This is a genomic window from Microcystis aeruginosa FD4, assembly GCF_009792235.1.
GTDB classification, from domain to species: Bacteria; Cyanobacteriota; Cyanobacteriia; order Cyanobacteriales; family Microcystaceae; genus Microcystis; species Microcystis viridis.
On the sequence record NZ_CP046973.1, the window covers coordinates 1332788 to 1355156 of the forward strand.

Here is a 22369-nt window from a genome sequence, read left to right on the forward strand (position 1 = left end):
AGCTTCCACGAAAGAATAGGAGTTTCAGACTACGGTAGCATCAGGGTTTTAGCTTATCCCGAACTCAGGTTAGGTAGAGGAGGAACAAGAGAGAGAGCAATTGACGAATTAGAGAGATTATCCCCGAATGCTCCTCTAAAATCGGCTTCTTTAAACTTATTGTATAATCTGAGTAGAAATCTAGAAGCGTTATCGAAAAAAACACAGGAGGATAGGCAGTTTATTATGCGTTTAGCTCCACTTTACCAACAGGATAGAGAACAAGCGGTTCAAGAGGGGGTTCAGCAAGGTATTCAACAAGGTCTTGAACAGGGTAGAATTCAGGAAGCCAATCTTGTTATTAGACTTCTTCAACGACGTTTCGGTGAAATACCCCAGAATCTAGAAGAAACCATCCGTAACCTTCCTGTGGAGCGATTAGAAGACTTAGGACTCGCTTTATTAGACTTTGACACTTTGACGGATTTAGATAACTGGTTGCATCCGTGACTCGCTTTATTTGGGATAAATTTAGCAAAGACTTCTTAGAAACCCTTCTTTCTCCCTACGGTACAGTAGTTGTCAGCAAAGAAGTCACCTCAGAAATTAAAGAAATTGATGTGTATTTTAGTCCTAATACCGCGGAAATTCCCCCTCAGCTAGGATTATTAGGCAGATTATGCCAAACTCCCTGTTTATTGGAACCCTATCGCAATCCTATCACCCTTGATAGTCTTAATGATTGTCTGTCCAAGCGCTTTGCTATCCGTGAAATCTTTCAAAGAGAAGCAAAGAGAAATAAACAGAGAATATCAGAGGAGGAGATACCTAAGTTATGGATTCTCACTCCCACAGCTAGTGAGCGCATTTTATCCCTGTTTACGGCTCAATTACAACCCAATTGGCCAAAAGGGGTTTATTTTCTCCCAGAAGGTTTAGGTACAGCGATAATAGTGATTCATCAATTACCCGAAACCTCAGAGACATTATGGCTAAGATTATTGGGTAGAGGAGGAACAAGAGAGAGAGCTATCGATGAATTAGAGAGATTATCACCGAATAATCCCCTAAAATCGGCTTCCTTAAACTTATTGTATAATTTGAGTAGAAATTTAGAAGCGTTATCGAAAAAAACACAGGAGGATAGGCAGTTTATTATGCGTTTAGCTCCACTTTACCAACAGGATAGAGAACAAGCGGTTCAAGAGGGGGTACAGCAAGGAAGACAACAGGGAGAAGCGGATTTGCTCATTCGCCTTATTCAACGACGTTTCGGTGAAATACCGCAGAATCTAGAAGAAACCATCCGTAACCTTCCTGTGGAGCGATTAGAAGACTTAGGACTCGCTTTATTAGACTTTGACACTTTGACGGATTTAGACAACTGGTTGCACCCGTGACTCGCTTTATTTGGGATAAATTTAGCAAAGACTTCCTAGAAACCCTTCTTTCTCCCTACGGTACAGTAGTTGTCAGCAAAGAAGTCACCTCAGAAATTAAAGAAATTGATGTGTATTTTAATCCTAATACCGCTAAAATTCCCCCTCAGCTAGGATTATTAGGCAAATTATGCCAAAATCCCTGTTTATTGGAACCCTATCGCCATGGGATTACCCTTGACGGTATCAATGATTGTCTATCCAAGCGCTTTGCTATTCGTGAAATCTTTCAAAGAGAAGCAAAGAGAAATAAACAGAGAATATCAGAGGAGGAGATACCTAAGTTGTGGATTCTCACTCCTACAGCTAGTGAGCGCATTTTATCCCTGTTTACGGCTCAATTACAACCCAATTGGGGAGAGGGGGTTTATTTTCTCCCGCAAGGGTTAGGTACAGCGATAATAGTGATTCATCAATTACCCGAAACCTCAGAGACATTATGGTTAAGATTATTAGGTAGAGGAGGAACAAGAGAGAGAGCAATTGACGAATTAGAGAGATTATCCCCGAATGCTCCTCTAAAATCGGCTTCTTTAAACTTATTGTATAATCTGAGTAGAAATCTAGAAGCGTTATCGAAAAAAACACAGGAGGATAGGCAGTTTATTATGCGTTTAGCTCCACTTTACCAACAGGATAGAGAACAAGCGGTTCAAGAGGGGGTTCAGCAAGGTATTCAACAAGGAAGACAACAGGGAGAAGCGGATTTGCTCCTCCGTCAACTTCAACGACGTTTCGGCGAAATACCTCATAATCTTGAGGAAATCATCCGTAACCTTCCTGTGGAGCGGTTAGAAGACTTAGGACTCGCTTTATTAGACTTTGACAATCTGGCAGATTTAGGTAACTGGTTGCATCCGTGACTCGCTTTATTTGGGATAAATTTAGCAAAGACTTCTTAGAAACCCTTCTTTCTCCCTACGGTACAGTAGTTGTCAGCAAAGAAGTCACCTCATACTAAATCCGTTGAGTATAGGCTACTTATGAGGTTATGAGGACAGGCACTCATGCAAGAGGCACTCATGCAAAAGGGTGAATAAATAATCAGTTTTTAATAAACGGATTTAGTATCAGTTGGCAAAAAAACCTGATGAAAAGGCGTTAAAACTGGCAACAAATACCGAGAATTTGTCAGTACAAGCGGAGATACAAGCGGGGTTGGGAATAGCTTATCGTCTCTCCCCTGACTCCCACAAAGCTCCAAAAATAAGGTTTTAAAAAAACCAGAATTCAAAATAGGAAATAGCGTTGGGCCATGGGTAAAACCGTAGCCGGTTCACAGATTAATAATTCCCCGTCAGCGCGCACTTCGTAGGTTTCGGGATTAACTTCTATGCGCGGTAAAGCGTCATTCAGCTTCATACTAGCCTTACTGATATTGCGCGTGTTCGACACTGCCACGGCGGTTTTTTTCAGCTTTAACTTCTCAGGAATGCCCGCTTTCATAGCATATTTAGAAACAAATGTCAAGGAAGTTTTTGCGATCGCACCACCAAAAGAGGCAAACATGGGACGCATATAAACCGGTTGGGGTGTGGGAATACTGGCATTAGCATCGCCCATTTGCGCCCAGGCGATTAAACCGCCTTTCAGGACAATTTCCGGTTTTACGCCAAAAAATGCCGGTTTCCAGAGAACTAAATCGGCTAATTTGCCCACCTCGATGGAACCGACATAATCGGAGACACCATGGGTAATAGCAGGATTAATCGTATATTTAGCAATATATCGTCTTGCCCGCAGATTATCATTCTCTCCCGTTTCCCCGGTCAGTCTGCCCCGTTGTACCCGCATTTTGTGGGCAGTTTGCCAAGTGCGGATAATTACTTCTCCCACCCGTCCCATAGCTTGAGAATCGGAGGAAATTATACTAAAAGCCCCTAAATCGTGGAGAATATCCTCGGCGGCAATAGTCTCTCGGCGGATGCGGGATTCAGCAAAGGCCACATCTTCGGGAATACTCCGGTCTAGATGATGACAAACCATCAACATATCAAGGTGTTCCTCTAAGGTATTCGTCGTATAGGGACGGGTGGGATTGGTAGAGGAGGGTAAAACGTTCATTTCCCCGCAAACCCTGATAATATCGGGAGCATGACCACCGCCGGCCCCTTCCGTGTGGTAGGTGTGAATGACGCGATTTTTAAAAGCGGCGATAGTGGCCTCGACAAAACCGGCTTCATTGAGAGTATCGGTATGAATCGCCACCTGCACATCGTACTTATCGGCCACGCTTAAACAGGTATCAATGGCTGCCGGAGTGGTTCCCCAATCTTCATGGAGTTTTAAGCCAATTACCCCCGCTTTTACCTGTTCCGCTAGTCCTTCCGGCTGACTGCTATTGCCTTTGCCCAAAAAACCTAAATTCATCGGGAAAGCTTCGGCGGCCTCTAGCATTCGATAGATGTTCCATTCTCCCGGGGTGCAGGTGGTGGCATTAGTTCCCGTCGCCGGCCCGGTCCCGCCACCAATCATCGTGGTAATCCCCGACGCAATCGCGGTCTCAATTTGTTGGGGACAGATAAAATGAATATGGGCATCAATCCCCCCTGCTGTCAAAATCATCCCCTCCCCGGCTAATGCCTCGGTGGCAGGACCGATAATAATATCGACATTATCTTGAATGTGGGGATTGCCCGCTTTACCGATTTGATAAATTTTGCCGTCTTTAATGCCCACATCGGCTTTAACGATGCCCCACCAGTCGAGAATTAGGGCATTAGTAATCACCAAATCCACCGCCCCATCTTCCCTAGAAATGGGGGATTGGCCCATACCATCGCGAATTACTTTACCGCCGCCGAATTTTACCTCATCGCCGTAGGTGGTGAAATCTTTTTCGACTTCGATAAATAATTCCGTGTCTGCTAGGCGAACTTTATCTCCGACGGTGGGGCCGTAGGTTTCAGCATAGGTGCGGCGATCGATGCGATAATTCATAGGGGGAATTCTTGAAAATCGAGATTGATTATACGATCGATTTTCCGGCAATTATCGCTTTTTGGGGATTTTCTTCCATTTTTAATCCGGCTCGTTTTCGAGGATTTCTTTGGCTTTCAGTAAAGCTTGGCGATGTTCTTCGGTGACGGTGGGATATTTTAAACCAAGGGATTCTAGGGTGTGATAAATAACCGCCCCCACAGCTAAACGGGTAAACCATTTGCGATCAGCCGGGATAATATACCAAGGAGCCCATTCGGTACTGGTATGATTGAATACCTCCTCGTAGGCTTTCATGTAATCATCCCAAAAAGCTCTTTCTTTGACATCATTTTCGGAAAACTTCCAGTTTTTTTCGGGGCGATCAATTCTTTCTAAAAATCGTTTTTTCTGTTCTCCTTTAGAAACATTGAGAAAGAATTTCAGGACAATAACCCCATTATTAACCAGATATTTTTCAAAATTATTAATCTCTTCAAAACGCCGCTGCCAAACTTTCTTAGTTCTGTCTTCCAGGGGGAGTTTTTGCCGTTCCAATAAATCTTGATGGACGCGCACGACTAATAATTCTTCGTAGTAGGAACGATTAAAAATACCGATACGACCCCGCTCCGGTAAAGCTTTATAATATCGCCAGAGATAATCGTGATCTAGTTCTTCGGCCGAGGGAACTTTAAAGCTAAATACCTGACAGCCTTGGGGATTTAAACCCGACATAACGTGCCTAATCGTACCATCTTTACCCGCCGCATCCATGGCTTGCAGATTAATTAACAGAGCATAGGTATCCTGGGCATAAAGTTTATCTTGAAACTCGGCCATTTTTTCGATCCCCTGTTGCAGCAGCAGCGTGGCATCTTCTTTGGTAATGTAGTCTGGCTTAAACCCGGGATCGTAGTCTTTGTGCAGAGAAATTTCTTTACCCGGTGGCACGATTAAGGATTGTAAAAATGCTTGGCGATCAATTTTGCTGACCATGCTCTTCTCCTTGATTGTTTTGACCCCTAAGATTACATTGTAGCACTTTTGCTCGGAAAATATCTAACCCTTGAACCGGCGAGTCAAGGATGAAGTGGCAGAAATGACCTAGAAACAAGTATATTTAAATAATCGATTTTAGCGACTCCTCATCTGACGAGAAAACAATTGATAATTTTTTAGGCGATCGCAAATTCGGTAAACTGTCGCACTTCGGGAGGTTGAAAAGCTAAAACTATCTCACTGCTGGGAATTCCTAAGCGCATTAATTCCGTGGCGATACCTGCTTCTGTCCAATTCATAAATAGCTAAAGACATTTAAATGTATTTTTACTGTAAAAAAAGGTTGATTGCATCAATAAGCTGCTTGAGTTGTTTGATCTTTTCAACTAGATGCAAATACATAAACTCATAATTTAGGAGACTAGCTATTTCTTCCACAGTCCTTTCGCTTTTATCATAGCTTCGTTGTATTAATTGATAAATACTGTCCAACACTTGACTAGGATGTGGTATTTGTTCTACATCTAGGGCATTTAGATCGAAACCTAAGTTGTGTAGAATAAAATTTGATGTTAAACAACTATCTATTTTAGTTAAAAAACTGTATTCACCTAAAAACCAAGCTTCGATTTCCATAATCACTAAAATTATCGAAATGGGAATTCCCTTGTTCTGAAGTAAAGTTTTTAAAAATCCCTTAATGCCATTTTCTACCTTAGTTCTATTTTCTAGAGGTTCGGGATATAGATCCCGTAAACCCAAAATTTTTTCATAACCATTATTAGTTAAACTATTATGTTGTTTTTTTATATCGGAAAGTACATGAGAATCACATCCGCAATCGTACAAAAGAATAAAAAAAGGAGCAACTTCGATGAGATTTGATTTTAGCGGTTGAATTTTGCGATTAGCTTTATCTCCCCGCACTTGATAAACTTCCACAGAAACTTTTTTGTATCCTGCAATTTCTTGAAGTAACCTGGTTATCAATATCCTTTCGGTCTGTCCTTCCACAAAAATCGCTAGTTTTTTCTGTAACATCAATCTATCACTTCCTCTGAATTAGGTTCCTGCAAGTAGTATTCACTAGCAAAAAAATCAAAGTTATTCAGTCCAATATGTTTAAACTGTTCAAATTGTTCGGGAGAATTAGCATAGTTATGCAATTTAGCGACTCCCGGTTGTCGTTCGATAACTGACCAATACTCAAGAGGAACACCATTCATGATATTCTCATCGTTAGTGGTCATGATAAGTTGCACTAAGCCTGTTTTCGCCTTCTCAATTAAAAGTTTAATTATAGCTGAAGATCGTTGAAAATCCAAACCCTCCCCGATATCATCAATAAGTATACAACTAGGTTTGCTTGATAAGAGAGAATAATTAATCTGAATTAGAAGTGATAAAACTCTAAACATTCCCTGGGACATTTCTGATTGTTCTGTAATAGCTCTTAGTCCTTTCTCCTTAATACACAAAAAATGGCTTAAAGTATCTTGATTATCAAGTTCGACAAAATCAATAGAGGATGGAATTTGTGTTCCTATTGTCTCAATATAGTAATTAATTTTTTTCATATCTTCTATGATTTTATCTATAAATTTCTTTCCTATTTCTCGCTTTCCAAGCATAAATACAGTAATAACCGATTCATAATTTTTTAAATCTATATTACTTCTGTCTAATTTTGTTTTCTTGGGAATACGAGCGATAGTGTCTTTGCCCAATTGCGTGCCAAATTCATAAAATCGAAGCGAGCTTGCCCATTGATAGATAGATTCTAGAAAAGGATGCTGGATAGTATCTCTACGTTTCACTACTGCTAATTCTGTGGTAGGAGTTTGAAAGCGAATATCTTTATTTAGTTCTTTTGCATAAATTGTCCCTTCTCCTGTTTTATCTCTTTGTAAAAAAATTTTTTTTCCTATTTCTAACTTTTCTTGAGTAATATATCCATTTTTTATCGTTAGAAAATATCCTGTTTGATGCTCGGAGTCTTTATCGAACAACAGATGCCATTCATATTTTCTCGGTCGATTACCGAGCTTACCACCATCGCATAGTAGTTCTGATAAAAGGTAGATTACTCGTACAATCCTTGATTTTCCAGTAGCATTTTTACCAACAATTAAATTGATATTGCCTAGCTGACATCCATCAATTCGCCATTCATTAGGTTCGCCTCGATTATAAATATATTCAAATTGGTCTAATTTCATAATTTTAATCTACTTGGTTACAAAAATCGTCAATAAGGTGAGCTTTTCATAGCTCACCCTCAACTTCATACTAACTCAAAACCCCTGAAGGAATCCCTAAGATATCCTCAATCTTAGGTAAATCTTCCAAAGGAATCACCCGGCCTTCATCCTCAAAACCGGCGATTTCAATTAAGATTGAGAATATTAATACTAGACAGGATAAGAGTTTCATATATCTAGAATGTATCAAACTAATCGGTCATGACTATAAAAACAAATCAGGGGGTAGATAACCCCCTTGCGTACAAACGATCTGGTAAATACATAAGAACTAATTAGCTGATGGTCTGAGTTTTTGTTGTATTTTAGCCTTTATTCGAGCAATGAAGCTGGATTTGTTCTTTTTTTCGGGATCTTCGTAGATAAAAGTTTTGGCACTACCATCTTCTAATATTTCAATTAACTTTAAACTAGGTGCTTGTCTCTGTTGTTTTAGTGACTCAGACATAATAGTTTCCTCTGTGGTTTAGGTCTTACTCCTACTGTTATCATGAGTCAATTGCTTAACCTAGTCAATACCCTAGACATTATTCTTCATTCTCCAGAGTAATTTAACAACGTTATTGTATTGTGTCATCCAGTCTAAAATACTACTATGCAGATTTCTATCATTCATTGAGCTTAAATCTGCACTATCATCGGTATCAACAGCTAATAGTCCCAGAATAGAACTTTTTTGCAGTGCAGCTACAGCTAACACAATTTTTATATGAGGATTAATTAAGAGTTCATTGTCTCTTTGGAGAGGGACATAAGAAGACGGTAATTGCTGGGAATTAGAAATATCAATAAACTCCAACGCATACTTTCTTTTAGTCTTCAGGTATGTGTAACCAATTACCCCTTCATCTAATTCAAAAAGTGCCTCTAGTTCCCTATCAGATACATTGCTAGTTTTACATACCATTTGGAGATTCCAAGTAAATAACTTTTGTCTCACTGGTATCCACAAGGATACTCGGATATTGCCTTGTAGATTAAATTTTTGTTTTATATCAACAGATAATTCTTCTAAAGAACTACTGATTGCTGGCACAATGTTTAAGCGAATTGTTTCTAAAAGTTCAACAGTATCTTGTCCAGTCTGTGTTTGAGAGAGTAGAACAGGAATTGCTAAGATAATAATAGATATAATCGTAACTATTTGAGGGCTTTTTAATAATTTCCATTCCCTGGGTATAGGACTATTCTCTCCCGTAAAAAATGAACTTGCATCCCCTAAACCTGTCACAATCGCTACTATTAAGTATAACAAAAATATGAGTTTTTCCCAAGGCTTGAATTTTCTGAGAAAATAATCAAATTCATACTTAATAACTCTTGCAATAATTATTCGTTGTTGATCCTTCATCTAATTTCAAGTTTCTTTGACAATAAAAGGGACTGGATAAATCCTATCAATTCTAAATAAAACTGTTGTTTGACGATTTTCCCAAACTAATTTTTCAATGATAACATCTGCGTAGGCAACCCAATGTTCATTTACCAAAGGAATGGGAACATCAACAGGAATAATTCTATAATCTTCTTTGATCCCTTGATACTGTTTAGATAATTCCAAACTTTCTGGATAACCTTGAGATGGTTTTAACTTTAAAATACTATTCACGACACAGGGCATCCCCATAAATTTTACCTCTTTATTTTCTGAGCAGAGGGTGAGCTTTTTTATAGCCCACCCTAAACCTCACACTAACTCAAAACCCCTGAAGGAATCCCTAAGATATCCTCAATCTTAGGTAAATCTTCCAAAGGAATCACCCGGCCTTCATCCTCAAAACCAGCGATTTCATTAAAGTTCAAATAGCGGTATAAATCGCCAGCAAAAGGATTAATTTTCTCAGTGACAATTGCCAGGTATTCCTCAACGGTGGGAATGCGTCCCAGCAGCGCACAAACTGCCGCTAATTCGGCGGAACCGAGATAGACTCGCGCATCTTTTCCCATGCGATTATTGAAGTTACGAGTCGAGGTAGAAAATACCGTCGCTCTGTCTTCAACCCGCGCTTGATTACCCATACAAAGGGAACATCCCGGCATCTCGGTACGCGCCCCAGAAGCGGCAAAAATGCCATACATTCCCTCATCGCGCAATTGTTTTTCATCCATGCGGGTGGGGGGACAAATCCACAGTTTAGCCTTAGCAACTCCTGCTCCTTCTAATATCTTAGCAGCGGCGCGATAATGACCAATATTAGTCATACAAGAACCGATGAACACCTCATCAATTTTATCCCCAGCGCATTCCGACATTAACTTGATATTATCCGGGTCATTGGGTGCGGCGACAATGGGTTCTTTAATCTCGTTTAAGTTGACGGTGATAATATCCGCATATTCGGCATCCTTATCCGCCTCCATCAGCACAGGATTAGCTAACCATTGTTCCATTTTTGCGACCCGACGTAGGATAGTTTTGGCATCACTATAACCCCGGGCTGCCATATTTTTTAACAGAGCCACATTAGAGCGTAAATATTCCGCCACTGTTTCCGGACTTAACTTAATCGTACAACCAGCACAGGAACGTTCCGCCGTGGCATCGGTTAACTCAAAAGCCTGTTCTAATTTCAAATCCGGCAGCCCTTCCATCTCCATAATACGACCGTTAAAAACATTTTTTTTGTTCTGTTTTTCCACGGTTAATTTGCCTTCTTGCATGGCGACGTAGGGAATGGCATTAACAATATCCCGCAGAGTCACACCGGGTTGTAATTCCCCCGTAAAACGGACTAAAACCGATTCCGGCATATCCAAAGGCATTACTCCCAAAGCGGCGGCAAATGCCACTAAACCCGACCCCGCAGGAAAGGAAATTCCCAAAGGAAAACGAGTATGAGAATCGCCTCCAGTCCCCACCGTATCCGGCAATAACATCCGATTTAACCAAGAGTGAATAATGCCATCTCCCGGACGTAAAGCGACCCCACCCCGGGTAGAGAAAAAGTCGGGTAATTGGTGATGAGTTTGAATATCAACCGGTTTCGGATAGGCTGCCGTGTGACAGAAACTCTGCATGACTAAATCGGCGCTAAAACCTAAACAGGCTAACTCTTTTAACTCGTCCCTGGTCATCGGGCCAGTGGTATCCTGAGACCCTACCGTAGTCATAATCGGGTCACAGGAAGTACCCGGCCGCACCCCGGGTAAACCGCAAGCTTTGCCGACCATTTTTTGCGCTAGGGTGTAACCTTTGCCTGTGTCACTAGGCATAGTGGGACGGGTAAATAGGGTACTAGATTCAAGTCCCAAGGCGTGACGGGTTTTATCGGTGAGACTGCGACCGATTAATAGGGGAATACGACCGCCGGCCCGCACTTCATCCAGAATTGTGTCGGGTTTGAGGCTAAAAGTGCTAATAGTTGCGCCCGCTTCGTTGGTGATTTTGCCTTCGTAGGGATAAATTTTAATCACATCCCCCGTGTTCATTTGGCTAACATCGCATTCAATCGGTAAAGCGCCGGAATCCTCAGCAGTATTAAAGAAGATAGGGGCGATTTTACTGCCTAAAATATAGCCACCAGCACGTTTATTAGGCACAAAGGGAATATCATCGCCAATATGCCAGAGAACCGAGTTAATTGCCGATTTTCGGCTGGAACCAGTCCCAACCACATCCCCCACATAGGCGACCGGATGGCCTAATTTTTTCAATTCGGCAATGGTTTCTAAAGACCCCGGTTGACGGGTTTCTAACATTACCAAAGCATGGAGGGGAATATCGGGCCGGGTGGTGGCATGGGGAGCGGGAGATAGGTCATCTGTATTGGTTTCTCCTGGGACTTTGAAGACGGTGACGGTAATTTCTTTAGCAAGTTTCGGTTTAGCGATAAACCAAGCGCCATTGGCCCAAGCATCGATAACCTGTTTAGCATAGGGATTGGTGTCGGATAATTCCAAAACCTCGTTAAATGCGTCGAATACCAGCAGGGTTTTACTTAAAGCGCTGGCAGCAGCAGCGGCGATATTAATATCTCTGGATTTCAGCAGTTCAATCAGAGAATGAACGTTATAACCACCGACCATGGTTCCCAGTAAGCTAACCGCACCTTGGGGGGAGATAACGTTAGATTTTATTTCACCTTTAGCAATTCCTGTTAAAAATCCCGCTTTAACGTAGGCGGCTTCATCAACTCCGGGGGGAACACGGTCACGCAGCAGGGTCAGCAATTCTCCCCTGAGTTCTTCGGGCGTATTTTTGAGTATTTCGCATAATTCCGCCGTTTGTTGAGCGTTGAGGGGAAGGGGAGGGATACCTAATTTCGCTCGGTCGGCAACGTGCTGATGATACGCTTCTAACATAGGTCTATTTTCTCCTAGTCTTCACTTGTGACGGTTTCTTCCTAGGTTACTGGATTTTTGCTGGTCTCGGAATTTCTAGGTTAGCGAGACATGACTTTGCTGTGTGACTTCCATAAAATGAGAAAATAGCGATCGATTGACTATATTGAGGCGTAGATAATGGCTATCACCGATTCTGATCTAGATTTAGCACAATATATCGACCATTCTCTCCTCATCCCCACCGCCACCAGGGAACAATTAGAGGCTTACTGTCAACAGGCTGATCAATATCGGTTTCCCACCGTCTGCGTTTATCCCGCTGCCGTTAAGCAAGCTGTGCAGTTACTCCACGGCAAAAAAACTTTAGTTTCTACCGTGATTGCTTTTCCCGCAGGGGCCACTACCTCCGCAGTTAAACGTTATGAGGCTTTAGAAGCCGTAGATAATGGTGCTAAGGAGTTAGATGTGGTTATTAATCTCGGTTGGCTAAAAGATGGGAAATCCGAGGAATTATTCCAAGAAATTGCTAGTATTTGTCAGGAAACCGGCCAGACGGTAAAAGCGATTCTGGAAACCTCGCAACTGACGGACACCGAGAAACGTTTAGCAGCAGAAATTTGCATGGATGCAGGAGTGAGTTATCTAAAAACCAGTACCGGCTGGTTTGGAGGAGCAACGGTTAGCGATGTGAAGTTTCTCAAGGAAATTAGCAAAGGCCGGGTAGGAATTAAAGCATCCGGCGGAATTCGCACCCTAGAACAAGCGATCGCTTTTATCCATGCCGGGGCCACTCGTCTGGGAACTTCTCGCGGTGTCGATTTAGTCCGTCAGCAAAAAGCCGCCTTTGAGGAGTAATACTAAATCCTGTTTAAAAGGTATAGGAAAGTAGGGTGTGGGGTGTGGGGAAGTGGGGAAGTAGGGTGTGGGGTGTGGGGTAGTGGGGTGTGGGGTAGTGGGGTAGTGGGGTAGTGGGGAGAATAAATAAAAATAATCTCCTGTCTCCTGAATCCTGTCTCCTGTCTCCTGTCTCCTGTCTCCTGAATCCTGAATCCTGTCTCCTGTCTCCTGTCTCCTGAGAGCTAAAATGATGACTGACAATATAGATAAAAATAAGGAGGTTTATTTGCCGATAATTCGCTGTGGTAATCGAGAATTTAGAGATATTCAAGGGATTGTTTTTGATAAGGACGGTACGCTAGAGGATTCGCGGGCTTTCTGGTATGATCGAGCTATAGCCCGGGTAGAAGCCATTGAATCGCAAATCCCTGGTTTAGAGTCTTTATTAACCAAAACTTTCGGTATTGGGGCAAATAGTCTCAATCCTGCTGGTTTAATGGCAGTGGGCAGCCGCAGAGATAATCATATCGTCGCTGCCGGTTGTATTGCTTCCACCGGCCGGGATTGGTTAACGGCCATTGCGATCGCAAAAGCGGCCTTCCAAGCGGCCGATGAAAAGGTTCCCCCCCGCTTAAATCCCCTCTATCCCCAATGTTTAGAAGTAATTCGTTATCTGCACGCGGCCGGTTTACAATTGGCGATTCTTTCCTCCGATACCACAGCACGAGTTGAGCAATTTGTCAAGGAAAATGACCTATTAAATTATATTAAAATTGTTCGGGGCTGCGATCGAGGTTTAAGTAAACCCGATCCCTTATTATTACAAGAAACCTGTCAAGCTTTGGGGACCGCCGTGGACAAAACCCTGATGATAGGCGATACTAGGGCCGATTGGGAAATGGCTAAACAGGCAAAATCAGCAGCTGCGATCGCAATTAGTTGGCAACCGGAAAACCATCAAGATTTACAATTAGCTGATGTGGTCATTAGAGAACTGACTGCCATCTCAGTTATCAGAGGCGAATTTTCAGTTCACTGATTACTGTTTACTGTTCACTGTTCACTGTTCACTGAAAAACCCCACACCCCAATTCATAATTTCCTCTATGCTAACAATTGCCTTACCGAAGGGTGCTTTACTAAACGAAAGTATCCAAATATTTCAGAAAATTGGCTTAGATTTTAGTGACTTTCTTGACTCAAAAAATCGCCAATTACAGATTACCGACCCCACTAACCAAGCGAAAGCCTTATTAGTAAGAGCCACAGATGTCCCCGTTTATGTAGAATACGGTCAGGCACAATTAGGCATCGCCGGTTATGATATTTTATTGGAAAAATCTCCCGATGTGGCTAATTTAATTGACCTAAAATTTGGTTACTGTCGGATGTCGGTAGCTGTCCCTGCTGATAGTCCCTATCAAAGTCCTCTAGACATTCCCCATCACGGTAAAGTTGCCTCAAAATTTGTCAATTGTGCTAAGGATTATTTTCGTCGTTTAGATATTCCCGTCGAGATTATACCTCTCTATGGTTCCGTAGAATTAGGCCCGATTACGGGGATGTCAGAAGCAATAGTTGACCTAGTTTCCACCGGTCGAACTTTACGGGAAAATGGTTTAGTAGAAATTGCCGAATTATTTGCTAGTAGCGCTCGATTAATCGCTCATCCCCTCAGCTATAGACTAAATCGCGATCAGATTTATAACTGGGTAGAAAAGCTCAGAGAAGCAACTACATCAATGGCAAAAGTTTAAGAAAAATATAGGTTAGTTTGGGGCAGTATTTCCCCCTAACCTAATTGTTTTAAGAGCCAACCAATGAGCGCACCAGCCAGAATTAACCAAGTAGAATTAACCTGAAAACGTAGTAAAAGAATACCAGAGACAAGAGATAGAATGATAGCCAATAAATTAAAAGATAAATTACCGTAGGGTTGTAACCAAGTAGCTAGAGCTAAATTAAAAATTACTGCTACCATTAAAGCCACGGCACTAGCATTAATTGCGTCTAAAAAAGCACCCGCCCAAGCCGATTGTCTCAGTTTAGGAATGAGAGGATTAAGTAATAAAACAAAGATAAAAGAAGGAAAGAAAATCGCCAGAGTTGCCACAATTGCCCCCGATACTCCTAATATTTGATAACCGATAAAAGTGGCTGTGGATAACACTGGTCCGGGGGTAAATTGACCGATAGCAATAGCATCTAATAATTGTTGTCGGGTTAACCATCCTTTCCCCTGCACTAAATCCGCTTCTAAAAAGGCAACTAACACATAACCACTACCAAATAAAACACTACCCACCTTGAGAAAAAATAGCCCTAATCCTGTTAATGTCGGTGGAATGTTGCTAGGAGTAGCAACCGCCGTCGCACCGCCTATTCCTGCCACAATCAGGGGGAAAGTAGCGAATTTTTTTAGGATAAACATCCCGATAATTCCACCTAACAGTAAAGCGATAATTTCATTTAAACCTAAAATTAATAATCCGATAACTCCCAATCCGATGAACAGTAATTGACGGGTTTTTAGTGCCTTTTTGCCTAAGCGCCAGAGTGCCTGAAAAATCACCGCAATTACTACCGGTTTAATCCCAGCAAAAATCGGAGCTACATCCGGTAAAGTCCCGTAGGTAGTATAAATCCAAGCTAGAAAACCCGTAATTAACACCGCAGGAGTAATAAAACAAACCCCCGTGATTATTAAACCCGCTAAACCACCAAAAATATAACCAATATGAATGGCCATTTCCGTGGAATTAGGACCAGGAATCAGATTAGTTGCCCCCACCAAATCGAGAAATCCTTCCTTAGTCATCCAACCGCGACGCTTAACCACTTCTTCCTCCATTAAAGCGATATGGGCAGCCGGACCACCAAAACCGATAATGCCGATTTTGAGAAATAAAAGGGCAAGTTGCGAGAGATTGGGAGGCGATGAAGTCAGCATTTTCTGATTACCAATAGTTTTTCTAGAATCAAGTTTATATCCAAAAAGATAAGCTTAAGCTAAATTCTTGGCTAGAACTCGTCAATCCTAAAATCCCATAATTGCAAAAGTGTTTTACACAAACTAAATTATAAGTATTTAATACTACCGTTCAAGTAAATTTGATACAAAAAAAATTAAGAAAACTTTATAAATAATATTGATTAATTTGTTTATAATGAACCCCATTAATGCCAACTGAAACCATAAGTAGGTAGGTGGAATTAAATATAAGATGAACGTAGGTTGGGTTGAAGCATGAAACCCAACGCCCGCTCATGTTACGAAGTGCGCTAACCCATCCTACAAATAATTGTGCCTCCCCACTTAAACCATAAACAATAATCAATTATTAAAATCGATTCTAATCTATACCAGAGCAACTCTATGGACAGCTTGCCGCCTAACACTACCCAGTTTTCAGATACTCAAGAGCCAGCGGCGAGTCCATCTCAGCGCCAAGCAGTGCCAGTCAATTATGAGTACAGCCTCAACCTGCCGGAATTACTCAACCAGCTTGACCTCTCGGTGTTGATTTCCACCTACCAAGCGGGACGGGTGGCCAGCATTGGCACTTATCAAGGACAAATACGGGTGAGTTTCGCTCATTTTGACCAAGCGATGGGTTTAACCCGAACCGCTACCGGAATTGCTGTGGGCGCTCGTCAGGCAATTTGGAATTTACCCGCTAATCGAGAGATTGCCCCCCAGATTAAACCAGAAGGAGAACAGGACATTGCTTTTTTAGCTCGTTCTTCTCACCTCACCGGCCCGATTATGGGTCATGATTTGGCCTTTGGCAGTAATCGCCTTTGGGTGGTCAATACCCTATTTAACTGTCTGGCAACCATCGAAGGAAATTGGAGTTTTCTCCCCCAGTGGAAACCGCCCTTTATTACTGAATTAGCCCCGGGAGATAGATGTCACCTCAATGGCTTGGCTATGGCTGAAAATAGCGGCACTCCCGCCTATGTGACGGCATTGGGGGAAACCAACGAGGAAAGCCTCTGGCGAGAGAATAAAGCCCAGGGAGGGTGCTTAATTGATGTGCCGAGGGGAGAGGTGATTCTGCGGGGTTTAGCTATGCCCCATTCTCCCCGCCTTTACCAGGGTAATCTCTATTTCCTCAATTCCGGTTATGGAACCTTGAACCGTTGGCATCCCCAAACTGGCAGTACAGAAATCATCGCCGAATTGCCCGGTTTTACCCGGGGTTTGGACTGTTGGGAAGGTCACGCCTTTGTCGGGTTGTCCCAAATTCGGGAAACGGCGATTTTTGGCGGTTTACCCCTGGATGAGCGACGCAATCAATTGCGGTGCGGGTTGGCTATTGTTAATCTAGCTACCAGTCAACTGGTGGCAACTTTTTGGTTTAATAGCGGCGTGGAGGAGGTTTTCGCCGTCTCCGTGCTGCCGGGCTACCGCAACCCAGTGCTAATTGGACCGGATACCGACCTCGACGGCACTCAATCGGTGTGGATGGTGCCTTCTTTGCCAGCTTAATTGTTTAATTTTCACCCTTTATTCAGGAAAAAATCATGTCAACTCCTTTTTTAGTTAAGGATATCTTCCCCGGTTTAGGTAACTCCTCCCCCGGCAATCTGACGGCATTATATAGTTTGACCAATAAATGTTAGAACAAAGATGTAGATGTAGGTTGCTCTAATGGGAATTGTTGTGACGACAAGTAGCATTTCTGATATTTATGGGGAATAATAGATTTAGATGAGCACCTAACTTTCCAATTGGTAGCGACTTGCCATGAACCCAACAACCGCCAATTATGATGAACCCTGGAAAGAAGCATTAACCGAGTATTTTGAAGCATTTTTACATTTCTTCTTTCCCGAAGTTCACCAACTAATTGATTGGACAAAAATTCCCGAATCCCTAGAAAAAGAACTCAAACGGATTACCGCTTCAGCAAAGACAAAAAAACGTTTTGCTGACAAACTCTATAAAGTTTGGTTACTCAGGGGTGAAGAAGTCTGGATTTTGATTCATATTGAAATTCAAAGTCAATACGAAGAAAATTTCCCTCAGAGGATGTATATTTATAACTATCGGGCCTTTGATTTGTATCAGAAACCGGTTATCAGTCTCGCTATATTAGGAGATGAACGAGTAAATTGGCGACCAGACTCCTATAATTATACTATCGCCGGCTGTGAATTGACTCTGAAATTCCCAACAGTCAAATTACTGGAATATGAGGAAAAATGGTCAGAACTAGAAGCAAGTAGCAATCCCTTGGCTATAATCGTCATGGCACACCTGAAAACAAAAGCGACTACTGGGAAGCTGCCAGAACGGGAACAGTGGAAGTGGAGGTTAATCAGGGGATTATATGAAAAGGAGTTCGAGAGGGAACAGATAATTAAACTGTTTGAAATCATCGACAATATGATGACTTTATCCCCTGAATTACAGTCAAGTTTAGAGAGTAAAATCAAACAATTTGAGGAGGAAAGAATGATGCCTTTAGTAAGTAATATGGAGTTACGAGGGATAGAACAGGGTAAGGAAATTGGGAAGGAAATTGGGAAGGAAATTGGGAAGGAAATTGGAGCGTTAGAAAATGCTCGTAACTATGTTAAAACGGTGCTGAAAACGCGATTGGGTGACATTCCAATAGAAATTGAGCAAGCTGTTGATAAAATTTCTGTATTATCGATTTTAGACGAGTTACTGAAATCGGCATTAACCGTTAATTCTTTTGATGAGTTGCCTCAACTTTTAGAACAATAGTCTCATAGTCTCAGTAATTTTCTTCTCCAATGAACCCAACAACCGCCAATTATGATGAACCCTGGAAAGAAGCATTAACCGAGTATTTTTCACCTAGAAAACGGGTTTCTCGGAGAAACCCGTTTTCTGGAAAAAAACGTTTTGCTGACAAACTCTATTCAGTTATCAGTTACCAGTTATCAGTTATCAGTGACTAATTGGAAGCAAGTAGCAATCCCTTTGCTATAATCGTCATGGCACACCTGAAAACAAAAGCGACTACTGGGAAGCTGCCAGAACGGGAACAGTGGAAGTGGAGGTTAATCAGGGGATTATATGAAAAGGAGTTCGAGAGGGAACAGATAATTAAACTGTTTGAAATCATCGACAATATGATGACTTTATCCCCTGAATTACAGTCAAGTTTAGAGAGTAAAATCAAACAATTTGAGGAGGAAAAAACCATGCCTTTAGTAAGTAATATGGAGTTACGAGGAATCGAACGCGGTAAAGAAATTGGCAAGGAAATTGGGAAGGAAATTGGGAAGGAAATTGGGAAGGAAATTGGAGCGTTAGAAAATGCTCGTAACTATGTTAAAACGGTGCTGAAAACGCGATTGGGTGACATTCCAATAGAAATTGAGCAAGCTGTTGATAAAATTTCTGTATTATCGATTTTAGACGAGTTACTGAAATCGGCATTAACCGTTAATTCTTTTGATGAGTTGCCTCAACTTTTAGAACAATAGTCTCAGTAATTTTCTTCTCCAATGAAACAACCAACCGCCAATTATGATGAACCCTGGAAAGAAGCATTAACCGAGTATTTTGAAGCATTTTTACATTTCTTCTTTCCCGAAGTTCACCAATTGATTGATTGGAAAAAAATTCCCGAATCCCTAGAAAAAGAACTCAAACGGATTACCGCTTCAGCAAAGACAAAAAAACGTTTCGCTGACAAACTCTATAAAATTTGGTTACTCAGGGGTGAAGAAGTCTGGATTTTGATTCATATTGAAATTCAAAGTCAATACGAAGAAAATTTCCCTCAGAGGATGTATATTTATAACTATCGGGCCTTTGATTTATATCAGAAACCGGTTATCAGTCTCGCTATATTAGGAGATGAACGAGTAAATTGGCGACCAGATTCCTATAATTATACTATCGCTGGTTGTGAAGTCAGCCTCAAATTCCCAACAGTCAAATTACTGGAATATGAGGAAAAATGGTCAGAACTAGAAGCAAGTAGCAATCCCTTGGCTATAATCGTCATGGCACACCTGAAAACAAAAGCGACTACTGGGAAGCTGCCAGAACGGGAACAGTGGAAGTGGAGGTTAATCAGGGGATTATATGAAAAGGAGTTCGAGAGGGAACAGATAATTAAACTGTTTGAAATCATCGACAATATGATGACTTTATCCCCTGAATTACAGTCAAGTTTAGAGAGTAAAATCAAACAATTTGAGGAGGGAAAAACCATGCCTTTAATGAGTAATATGGAGTTACGAGGAATAGAACAGGGTAAGGAAATTGGTAAGGAAATTGGGAAGGAAATTGGCAAGGAAATTGGGAAGGAAATTGGGAAGGAAATTGGGGCGTTAGAAAATGCTCGTAACTATGTTAAAACGGTGCTGAAAACGCGATTGGGTGACATTCCAATAGAAATTGAGCAAGCTGTTGATAAAATTTCTGTATTATCGATTTTAGACGAGTTACTGAAATCGGCATTAACCGTTAATTCTTTTGATGAGTTGCCTCAACTTTTAGAACAATAGTCTCAGTAATTTTCTTCTCCAATGAACCCAACAACCGCCAATTATGATGAACCCTGGAAAGAAGCATTAACCGAGTATTTTTCACCTAGAAAACGGGTTTCTCCGAGAAACCCGTTTTCTGGAAAAAAACGTTTCGCTGACAAACTCTATTCAGTTATCAGTTACCAGTTATCAGTTATCAGTGACTAATTGGAAGCAAGTAGCAATCCCTTTGCTATAATCGTCATGGCACACCTGAAAACAAAAGCGACTACTGGGAAGCTGCCAGAACGGGAACAGTGGAAGTGGAGGTTAATCAGGGGATTATATGAAAAGGAGTTCGAGAGGGAACAGATAATTAAACTGTTTGAAATCATCGACAATATGATGACTTTATCCCCTGAATTACAGTCAAGTTTAGAGAGTAAAATCAAACAATTTGAGGAGGGAAGAACCATGCCTTTAATGAGTAATATGGAGTTACGAGGAATAGAACGCGGTAAAGAAATTGGCAAGGAAATTGGTAAGGAAATTGGCAAGGAAATTGGGAAGGAAATTGGGAAGGAAATTGGGGCGTTAGAAAATGCTCGTGATTTTGTCAAAACAGTTTTGCAAGCTCGCTTAGGTGAAGTTCCTTTAGATGTGGAACAATACCTGAATAAAGTTTCGGTACTATCTACATTACAAGAGATTGTTAAATTAGCAGCTACCGCTAATTCTCTCGCAGAATTTAAGCAGTCTTTGGCAAAAATCCAATCCTAGAACTTCTTTAGAAAACGGGTTTCTATTTAGAAAACGGGTTTCTATTTAGAAAACGGGTTTCTTTGAGAAACCCGTTTTCTTGCAATATTAATTTCTGTTACAGGGGTCTTGAAAAATTGGCGATTGTTTGCATAAAATAGCCCCAGTAAACCTTTGCGGTCAATATCATGAATCCTTCCCTGTTGCCGATTATTCCTGCTGTTGACGATGTTTTGTTTAATTTTGCTCAATCTGATGGTTTTTGGGCTAATTGGTCAACAGCTTTTGGCACAAGTTATGATGTGGTTAAGGCAACAGAATTACAACAGCAGTGTCTCAACTGAGAAAACGGGTTTCTCAAAGAAACCCGGTTTCTTGTCTTTGAGAAACCCGTTTTCTAGCAATATTAATTTCTGCTACAGGGATCTTGACAAATTCAGGATTCTTTGCATAAAATAGCCGCAGTAATCTTTCTAGGTCAGCGTCATGACTTCTGCCCTTTTGTCGATTTTTCCTACTATTGACGATATTACGAGGAAGTTGGGAGTTAGAGGTGAGTTTTCTGGCGATAAAGGGAGAGAATCAAACCTTTGTTGAAACCTTAGATTTGTCGGATTTGCAGACATCTGGGGTTTTTCAGCCAGATATACCCTTCTTTGCCAGCTTAAGTACCTAAGCAAAATTAATTACACAAATCTAACCCCCCCTTGCCTCTTGCCCCTTACCTCTTGCCTTTCTTCACTAGGAAATTTATTTTGCACGACTACTTAATTGTTTAATTTTCACCCTTTATTCAGGAAAAAATCATGTCAAGTCCTTTTTTAGTTAAGGATATCTTCCTCGGTTTCTCTAGCTCCCCTGGTGGGCTGACGGTGGTGGGCAACACCCTGTTCTTCTGGGCCAATGACGGCGTGAACGGTGTGGAATTGTGGAAGAGCGACGGCACGGCGGCGGGTACGGTTCTGGTCAAAGATATTGAACCAGGTTCCTCTGGCTCCAACCCCAGCTATATGGTACCTCATATTTTCAATAATTGCTATAATTAATTTGCAAGAGTTCTATTGATTTAATGTCCACTTTCTGGGGAGAGTTTTGCAAAGAATTTTTACAATTTGCATTTTAGACTTGATCCCCTAAAGGAGTTAATGTACCGTCGAATGTTAATGAGCCAAGTAGCAGCGCAAAATATCATTGGTTCTTCGTTACTTGGTATGGTTCGATCAGGGGGCAGAAATCGGCTAAATCCTTATCTGGCAAGGGACTTAATTGATTAGCTCGTTCTAGATTGAAAACAATTGGCAAAAATCGAAGCAATGTCTTTCTATATAAGGGTTTCACCCCTTATAACTCCCGTCCATTGCATAACACAAACCGAAGAACCATATCATTCTACCTTTTATAAACAAAAGCTAAGATTAGTTAGATTTTGTT

Annotated in this window: 21 protein-coding genes and 5 pseudogenes; 14 read left to right on the forward strand and 12 right to left on the reverse strand. The window is 41.4% G+C overall.

Annotation, left to right across the window (positions count from 1 at the left end; genetic code table 11):
• Window positions 1-69 precede the first annotated feature (69 nt).
• The 4 genes and pseudogenes from GQR42_RS06835 to GQR42_RS30280 all read left to right on the forward strand — a co-directional run.
• Window positions 70-489: pseudogene (locus tag GQR42_RS06835) on the forward strand (DUF4351 domain-containing protein); the annotation flags it as partial.
• Entirely contained in the window at window positions 486-1379 is an 894-nt protein-coding gene (locus GQR42_RS06840; protein ID WP_158199389.1) for a DUF4351 domain-containing protein, read from the forward strand. The pseudogene GQR42_RS06835 and the gene GQR42_RS06840, both read left to right, overlap by 4 nt.
• Entirely contained in the window at window positions 1376-2281 is a 906-nt protein-coding gene (locus tag GQR42_RS06845) for a DUF4351 domain-containing protein (protein WP_158199390.1), read from the forward strand. The genes GQR42_RS06840 and GQR42_RS06845 overlap by 4 nt, the downstream gene beginning before the upstream one ends.
• A gap of 208 nt (window positions 2282-2489) precedes the next feature.
• A pseudogene (locus GQR42_RS30280) lies at window positions 2490-2618 on the forward strand (tetratricopeptide repeat protein); the annotation flags it as partial.
• A gap of 30 nt (window positions 2619-2648) precedes the next feature.
• On the opposite strand, the gene ureC reads toward GQR42_RS30280, so the two are convergent.
• From ureC to acnB, 10 genes are all read right to left on the reverse strand, one after another.
• Complete coding sequence (gene ureC, locus GQR42_RS06850; RefSeq protein WP_158199391.1) at window positions 2649-4358, reverse strand: urease subunit alpha; 1710 nt, start codon at window positions 4356-4358, stop codon at window positions 2649-2651.
• Window positions 4359-4439: 81 nt separating this feature from the next.
• Window positions 4440-5336: a polyphosphate kinase 2 family protein gene (locus GQR42_RS06855; RefSeq protein WP_158199392.1), complete on the reverse strand. Its 897-nt coding sequence runs from the start codon at window positions 5334-5336 to the stop codon at window positions 4440-4442.
• 179 nt (window positions 5337-5515) lie between these two features.
• On the reverse strand, window positions 5516-5638 hold the full coding sequence (locus GQR42_RS06860) for an element excision factor XisI family protein (protein ID WP_371731310.1): 123 nt from the start codon (window positions 5636-5638) through the stop codon (window positions 5516-5518).
• A 28-nt stretch (window positions 5639-5666) separates the two neighbouring features.
• On the reverse strand, window positions 5667-6380 hold the full coding sequence (locus tag GQR42_RS06865) for a hypothetical protein (RefSeq protein WP_158199393.1): 714 nt from the start codon (window positions 6378-6380) through the stop codon (window positions 5667-5669).
• Window positions 6380-7558 carry an AAA family ATPase gene (locus GQR42_RS06870; RefSeq protein ID WP_158199394.1) on the reverse strand — a complete coding sequence of 393 codons (1179 nt, stop codon included), beginning with the start codon at window positions 7556-7558 and terminating at the stop codon, window positions 6380-6382. Before GQR42_RS06870 ends, GQR42_RS06865 begins: the two co-directional genes overlap by 1 nt.
• Window positions 7559-7628: 70 nt before the next feature.
• Window positions 7629-7772 carry a hypothetical protein gene (locus GQR42_RS27500; protein ID WP_002761373.1) on the reverse strand — a complete coding sequence of 48 codons (144 nt, stop codon included), beginning with the start codon at window positions 7770-7772 and terminating at the stop codon, window positions 7629-7631.
• Between the two features lie 99 nt (window positions 7773-7871).
• Window positions 7872-8048, reverse strand: coding sequence for a hypothetical protein (locus tag GQR42_RS27505; RefSeq protein WP_002785471.1), 177 nt, complete (start codon window positions 8046-8048; stop codon window positions 7872-7874).
• Window positions 8049-8120: 72 nt separating this feature from the next.
• The gene (locus GQR42_RS06875; protein ID WP_158199395.1) at window positions 8121-8951 is read right to left on the reverse strand and encodes a hypothetical protein; all 831 of its coding nucleotides are present in this window, start codon (window positions 8949-8951) and stop codon (window positions 8121-8123) included.
• Between the two features lie 6 nt (window positions 8952-8957).
• Complete coding sequence (locus tag GQR42_RS06880) at window positions 8958-9227, reverse strand: DUF2584 family protein (RefSeq protein ID WP_158199396.1); 270 nt, start codon at window positions 9225-9227, stop codon at window positions 8958-8960.
• Between the two features lie 65 nt (window positions 9228-9292).
• The gene (gene acnB, locus GQR42_RS06885) at window positions 9293-11902 is read right to left on the reverse strand and encodes a bifunctional aconitate hydratase 2/2-methylisocitrate dehydratase (RefSeq protein WP_158199397.1); all 2610 of its coding nucleotides are present in this window, start codon (window positions 11900-11902) and stop codon (window positions 9293-9295) included.
• 159 nt (window positions 11903-12061) lie between these two features.
• On the opposite strand from acnB, the gene deoC reads away from it, so the two are divergent.
• Complete coding sequence (deoC, locus tag GQR42_RS06890; protein WP_158199398.1) at window positions 12062-12739, forward strand: deoxyribose-phosphate aldolase; 678 nt, start codon at window positions 12062-12064, stop codon at window positions 12737-12739.
• Here deoC and GQR42_RS06895 read toward each other — a convergent pair.
• Window positions 12704-12982 carry a hypothetical protein gene (locus GQR42_RS06895; protein ID WP_158199399.1) on the reverse strand — a complete coding sequence of 93 codons (279 nt, stop codon included), beginning with the start codon at window positions 12980-12982 and terminating at the stop codon, window positions 12704-12706. The two genes, deoC and GQR42_RS06895, sit on opposite strands and share 36 nt — an antisense overlap.
• On the opposite strand from GQR42_RS06895, the gene GQR42_RS06900 reads away from it, so the two are divergent.
• Window positions 12969-13760, forward strand: a complete 792-nt coding sequence (locus tag GQR42_RS06900; protein WP_158199400.1) for an HAD family hydrolase — start codon at window positions 12969-12971, stop codon at window positions 13758-13760. The two genes, GQR42_RS06895 and GQR42_RS06900, sit on opposite strands and share 14 nt — an antisense overlap.
• Window positions 13761-13827: 67 nt before the next feature.
• Window positions 13828-14478 (forward strand): ATP phosphoribosyltransferase, encoded by a 651-nt coding sequence (hisG, locus tag GQR42_RS06905; protein WP_158199401.1) that lies wholly within the window; start codon window positions 13828-13830, stop codon window positions 14476-14478.
• A gap of 35 nt (window positions 14479-14513) precedes the next feature.
• On the opposite strand, the gene chrA is transcribed toward hisG, so the two are convergent.
• On the reverse strand, window positions 14514-15671 hold the full coding sequence (gene chrA, locus GQR42_RS06910) for a chromate efflux transporter (protein ID WP_158199402.1): 1158 nt from the start codon (window positions 15669-15671) through the stop codon (window positions 14514-14516).
• Between the two features lie 426 nt (window positions 15672-16097).
• Here chrA and GQR42_RS06915 point away from each other — a divergent pair, with 426 nt between their 5' ends.
• The 7 genes and pseudogenes from GQR42_RS06915 to GQR42_RS06945 form a co-directional block, all read left to right on the forward strand.
• Window positions 16098-17213, forward strand: a complete 1116-nt coding sequence (locus GQR42_RS06915; RefSeq protein WP_158199403.1) for a TIGR03032 family protein — start codon at window positions 16098-16100, stop codon at window positions 17211-17213.
• 258 nt (window positions 17214-17471) lie between these two features.
• Window positions 17472-18458: an Rpn family recombination-promoting nuclease/putative transposase gene (locus tag GQR42_RS06920; RefSeq protein ID WP_158199404.1), complete on the forward strand. Its 987-nt coding sequence runs from the start codon at window positions 17472-17474 to the stop codon at window positions 18456-18458.
• Between the two features lie 29 nt (window positions 18459-18487).
• Window positions 18488-19186, forward strand: a pseudogene (locus GQR42_RS06925) (hypothetical protein).
• Between the two features lie 21 nt (window positions 19187-19207).
• On the forward strand, window positions 19208-20218 hold the full coding sequence (locus tag GQR42_RS06930; RefSeq protein ID WP_158199405.1) for an Rpn family recombination-promoting nuclease/putative transposase: 1011 nt from the start codon (window positions 19208-19210) through the stop codon (window positions 20216-20218).
• Between the two features lie 21 nt (window positions 20219-20239).
• Window positions 20240-20959, forward strand: a pseudogene (locus GQR42_RS06935) (hypothetical protein).
• 167 nt (window positions 20960-21126) lie between these two features.
• Window positions 21127-21282: a hypothetical protein gene (locus GQR42_RS06940; RefSeq protein ID WP_233271301.1), complete on the forward strand. Its 156-nt coding sequence runs from the start codon at window positions 21127-21129 to the stop codon at window positions 21280-21282.
• A 462-nt stretch (window positions 21283-21744) separates the two neighbouring features.
• A pseudogene (locus GQR42_RS06945) lies at window positions 21745-21942 on the forward strand (ELWxxDGT repeat protein); the annotation flags it as partial.
• Window positions 21943-22369 lie beyond the last annotated feature (427 nt).

What these genes read in the sequence shown, in the direction of transcription:
- GQR42_RS06930 (WP_158199405.1), top strand. Translation starts at nt 19,208, where the DNA reads ATGAAACAACCAACCGCCAATTATGATGAACCCTGGAAAGAAGCATTA.
- deoC (WP_158199398.1), top strand. Translation starts at nt 12,062, where the DNA reads ATGGCTATCACCGATTCTGATCTAGATTTAGCACAATATATCGACCAT.
- hisG (WP_158199401.1), top strand. Translation starts at nt 13,828, where the DNA reads ATGCTAACAATTGCCTTACCGAAGGGTGCTTTACTAAACGAAAGTATC.
- chrA (WP_158199402.1), bottom strand. Translation starts at nt 15,671, where the DNA reads ATGCTGACTTCATCGCCTCCCAATCTCTCGCAACTTGCCCTTTTATTT.
- GQR42_RS06855 (WP_158199392.1), bottom strand. Translation starts at nt 5,336, where the DNA reads ATGGTCAGCAAAATTGATCGCCAAGCATTTTTACAATCCTTAATCGTG.
- GQR42_RS06865 (WP_158199393.1), bottom strand. Translation starts at nt 6,380, where the DNA reads ATGTTACAGAAAAAACTAGCGATTTTTGTGGAAGGACAGACCGAAAGG.
- GQR42_RS06860 (WP_371731310.1), bottom strand. Translation starts at nt 5,638, where the DNA reads ATGAATTGGACAGAAGCAGGTATCGCCACGGAATTAATGCGCTTAGGA.
- GQR42_RS06880 (WP_158199396.1), bottom strand. Translation starts at nt 9,227, where the DNA reads ATGGGGATGCCCTGTGTCGTGAATAGTATTTTAAAGTTAAAACCATCT.
- GQR42_RS06940 (WP_233271301.1), top strand. Translation starts at nt 21,127, where the DNA reads ATGAATCCTTCCCTGTTGCCGATTATTCCTGCTGTTGACGATGTTTTG.
- GQR42_RS27505 (WP_002785471.1), bottom strand. Translation starts at nt 8,048, where the DNA reads ATGTCTGAGTCACTAAAACAACAGAGACAAGCACCTAGTTTAAAGTTA.
- GQR42_RS27500 (WP_002761373.1), bottom strand. Translation starts at nt 7,772, where the DNA reads ATGAAACTCTTATCCTGTCTAGTATTAATATTCTCAATCTTAATTGAA.
- GQR42_RS06900 (WP_158199400.1), top strand. Translation starts at nt 12,969, where the DNA reads ATGATGACTGACAATATAGATAAAAATAAGGAGGTTTATTTGCCGATA.
- ureC (WP_158199391.1), bottom strand. Translation starts at nt 4,358, where the DNA reads ATGAATTATCGCATCGATCGCCGCACCTATGCTGAAACCTACGGCCCC.
- GQR42_RS06870 (WP_158199394.1), bottom strand. Translation starts at nt 7,558, where the DNA reads ATGAAATTAGACCAATTTGAATATATTTATAATCGAGGCGAACCTAAT.
- acnB (WP_158199397.1), bottom strand. Translation starts at nt 11,902, where the DNA reads ATGTTAGAAGCGTATCATCAGCACGTTGCCGACCGAGCGAAATTAGGT.
- GQR42_RS06875 (WP_158199395.1), bottom strand. Translation starts at nt 8,951, where the DNA reads ATGAAGGATCAACAACGAATAATTATTGCAAGAGTTATTAAGTATGAA.
- GQR42_RS06920 (WP_158199404.1), top strand. Translation starts at nt 17,472, where the DNA reads ATGAACCCAACAACCGCCAATTATGATGAACCCTGGAAAGAAGCATTA.
- GQR42_RS06915 (WP_158199403.1), top strand. Translation starts at nt 16,098, where the DNA reads ATGGACAGCTTGCCGCCTAACACTACCCAGTTTTCAGATACTCAAGAG.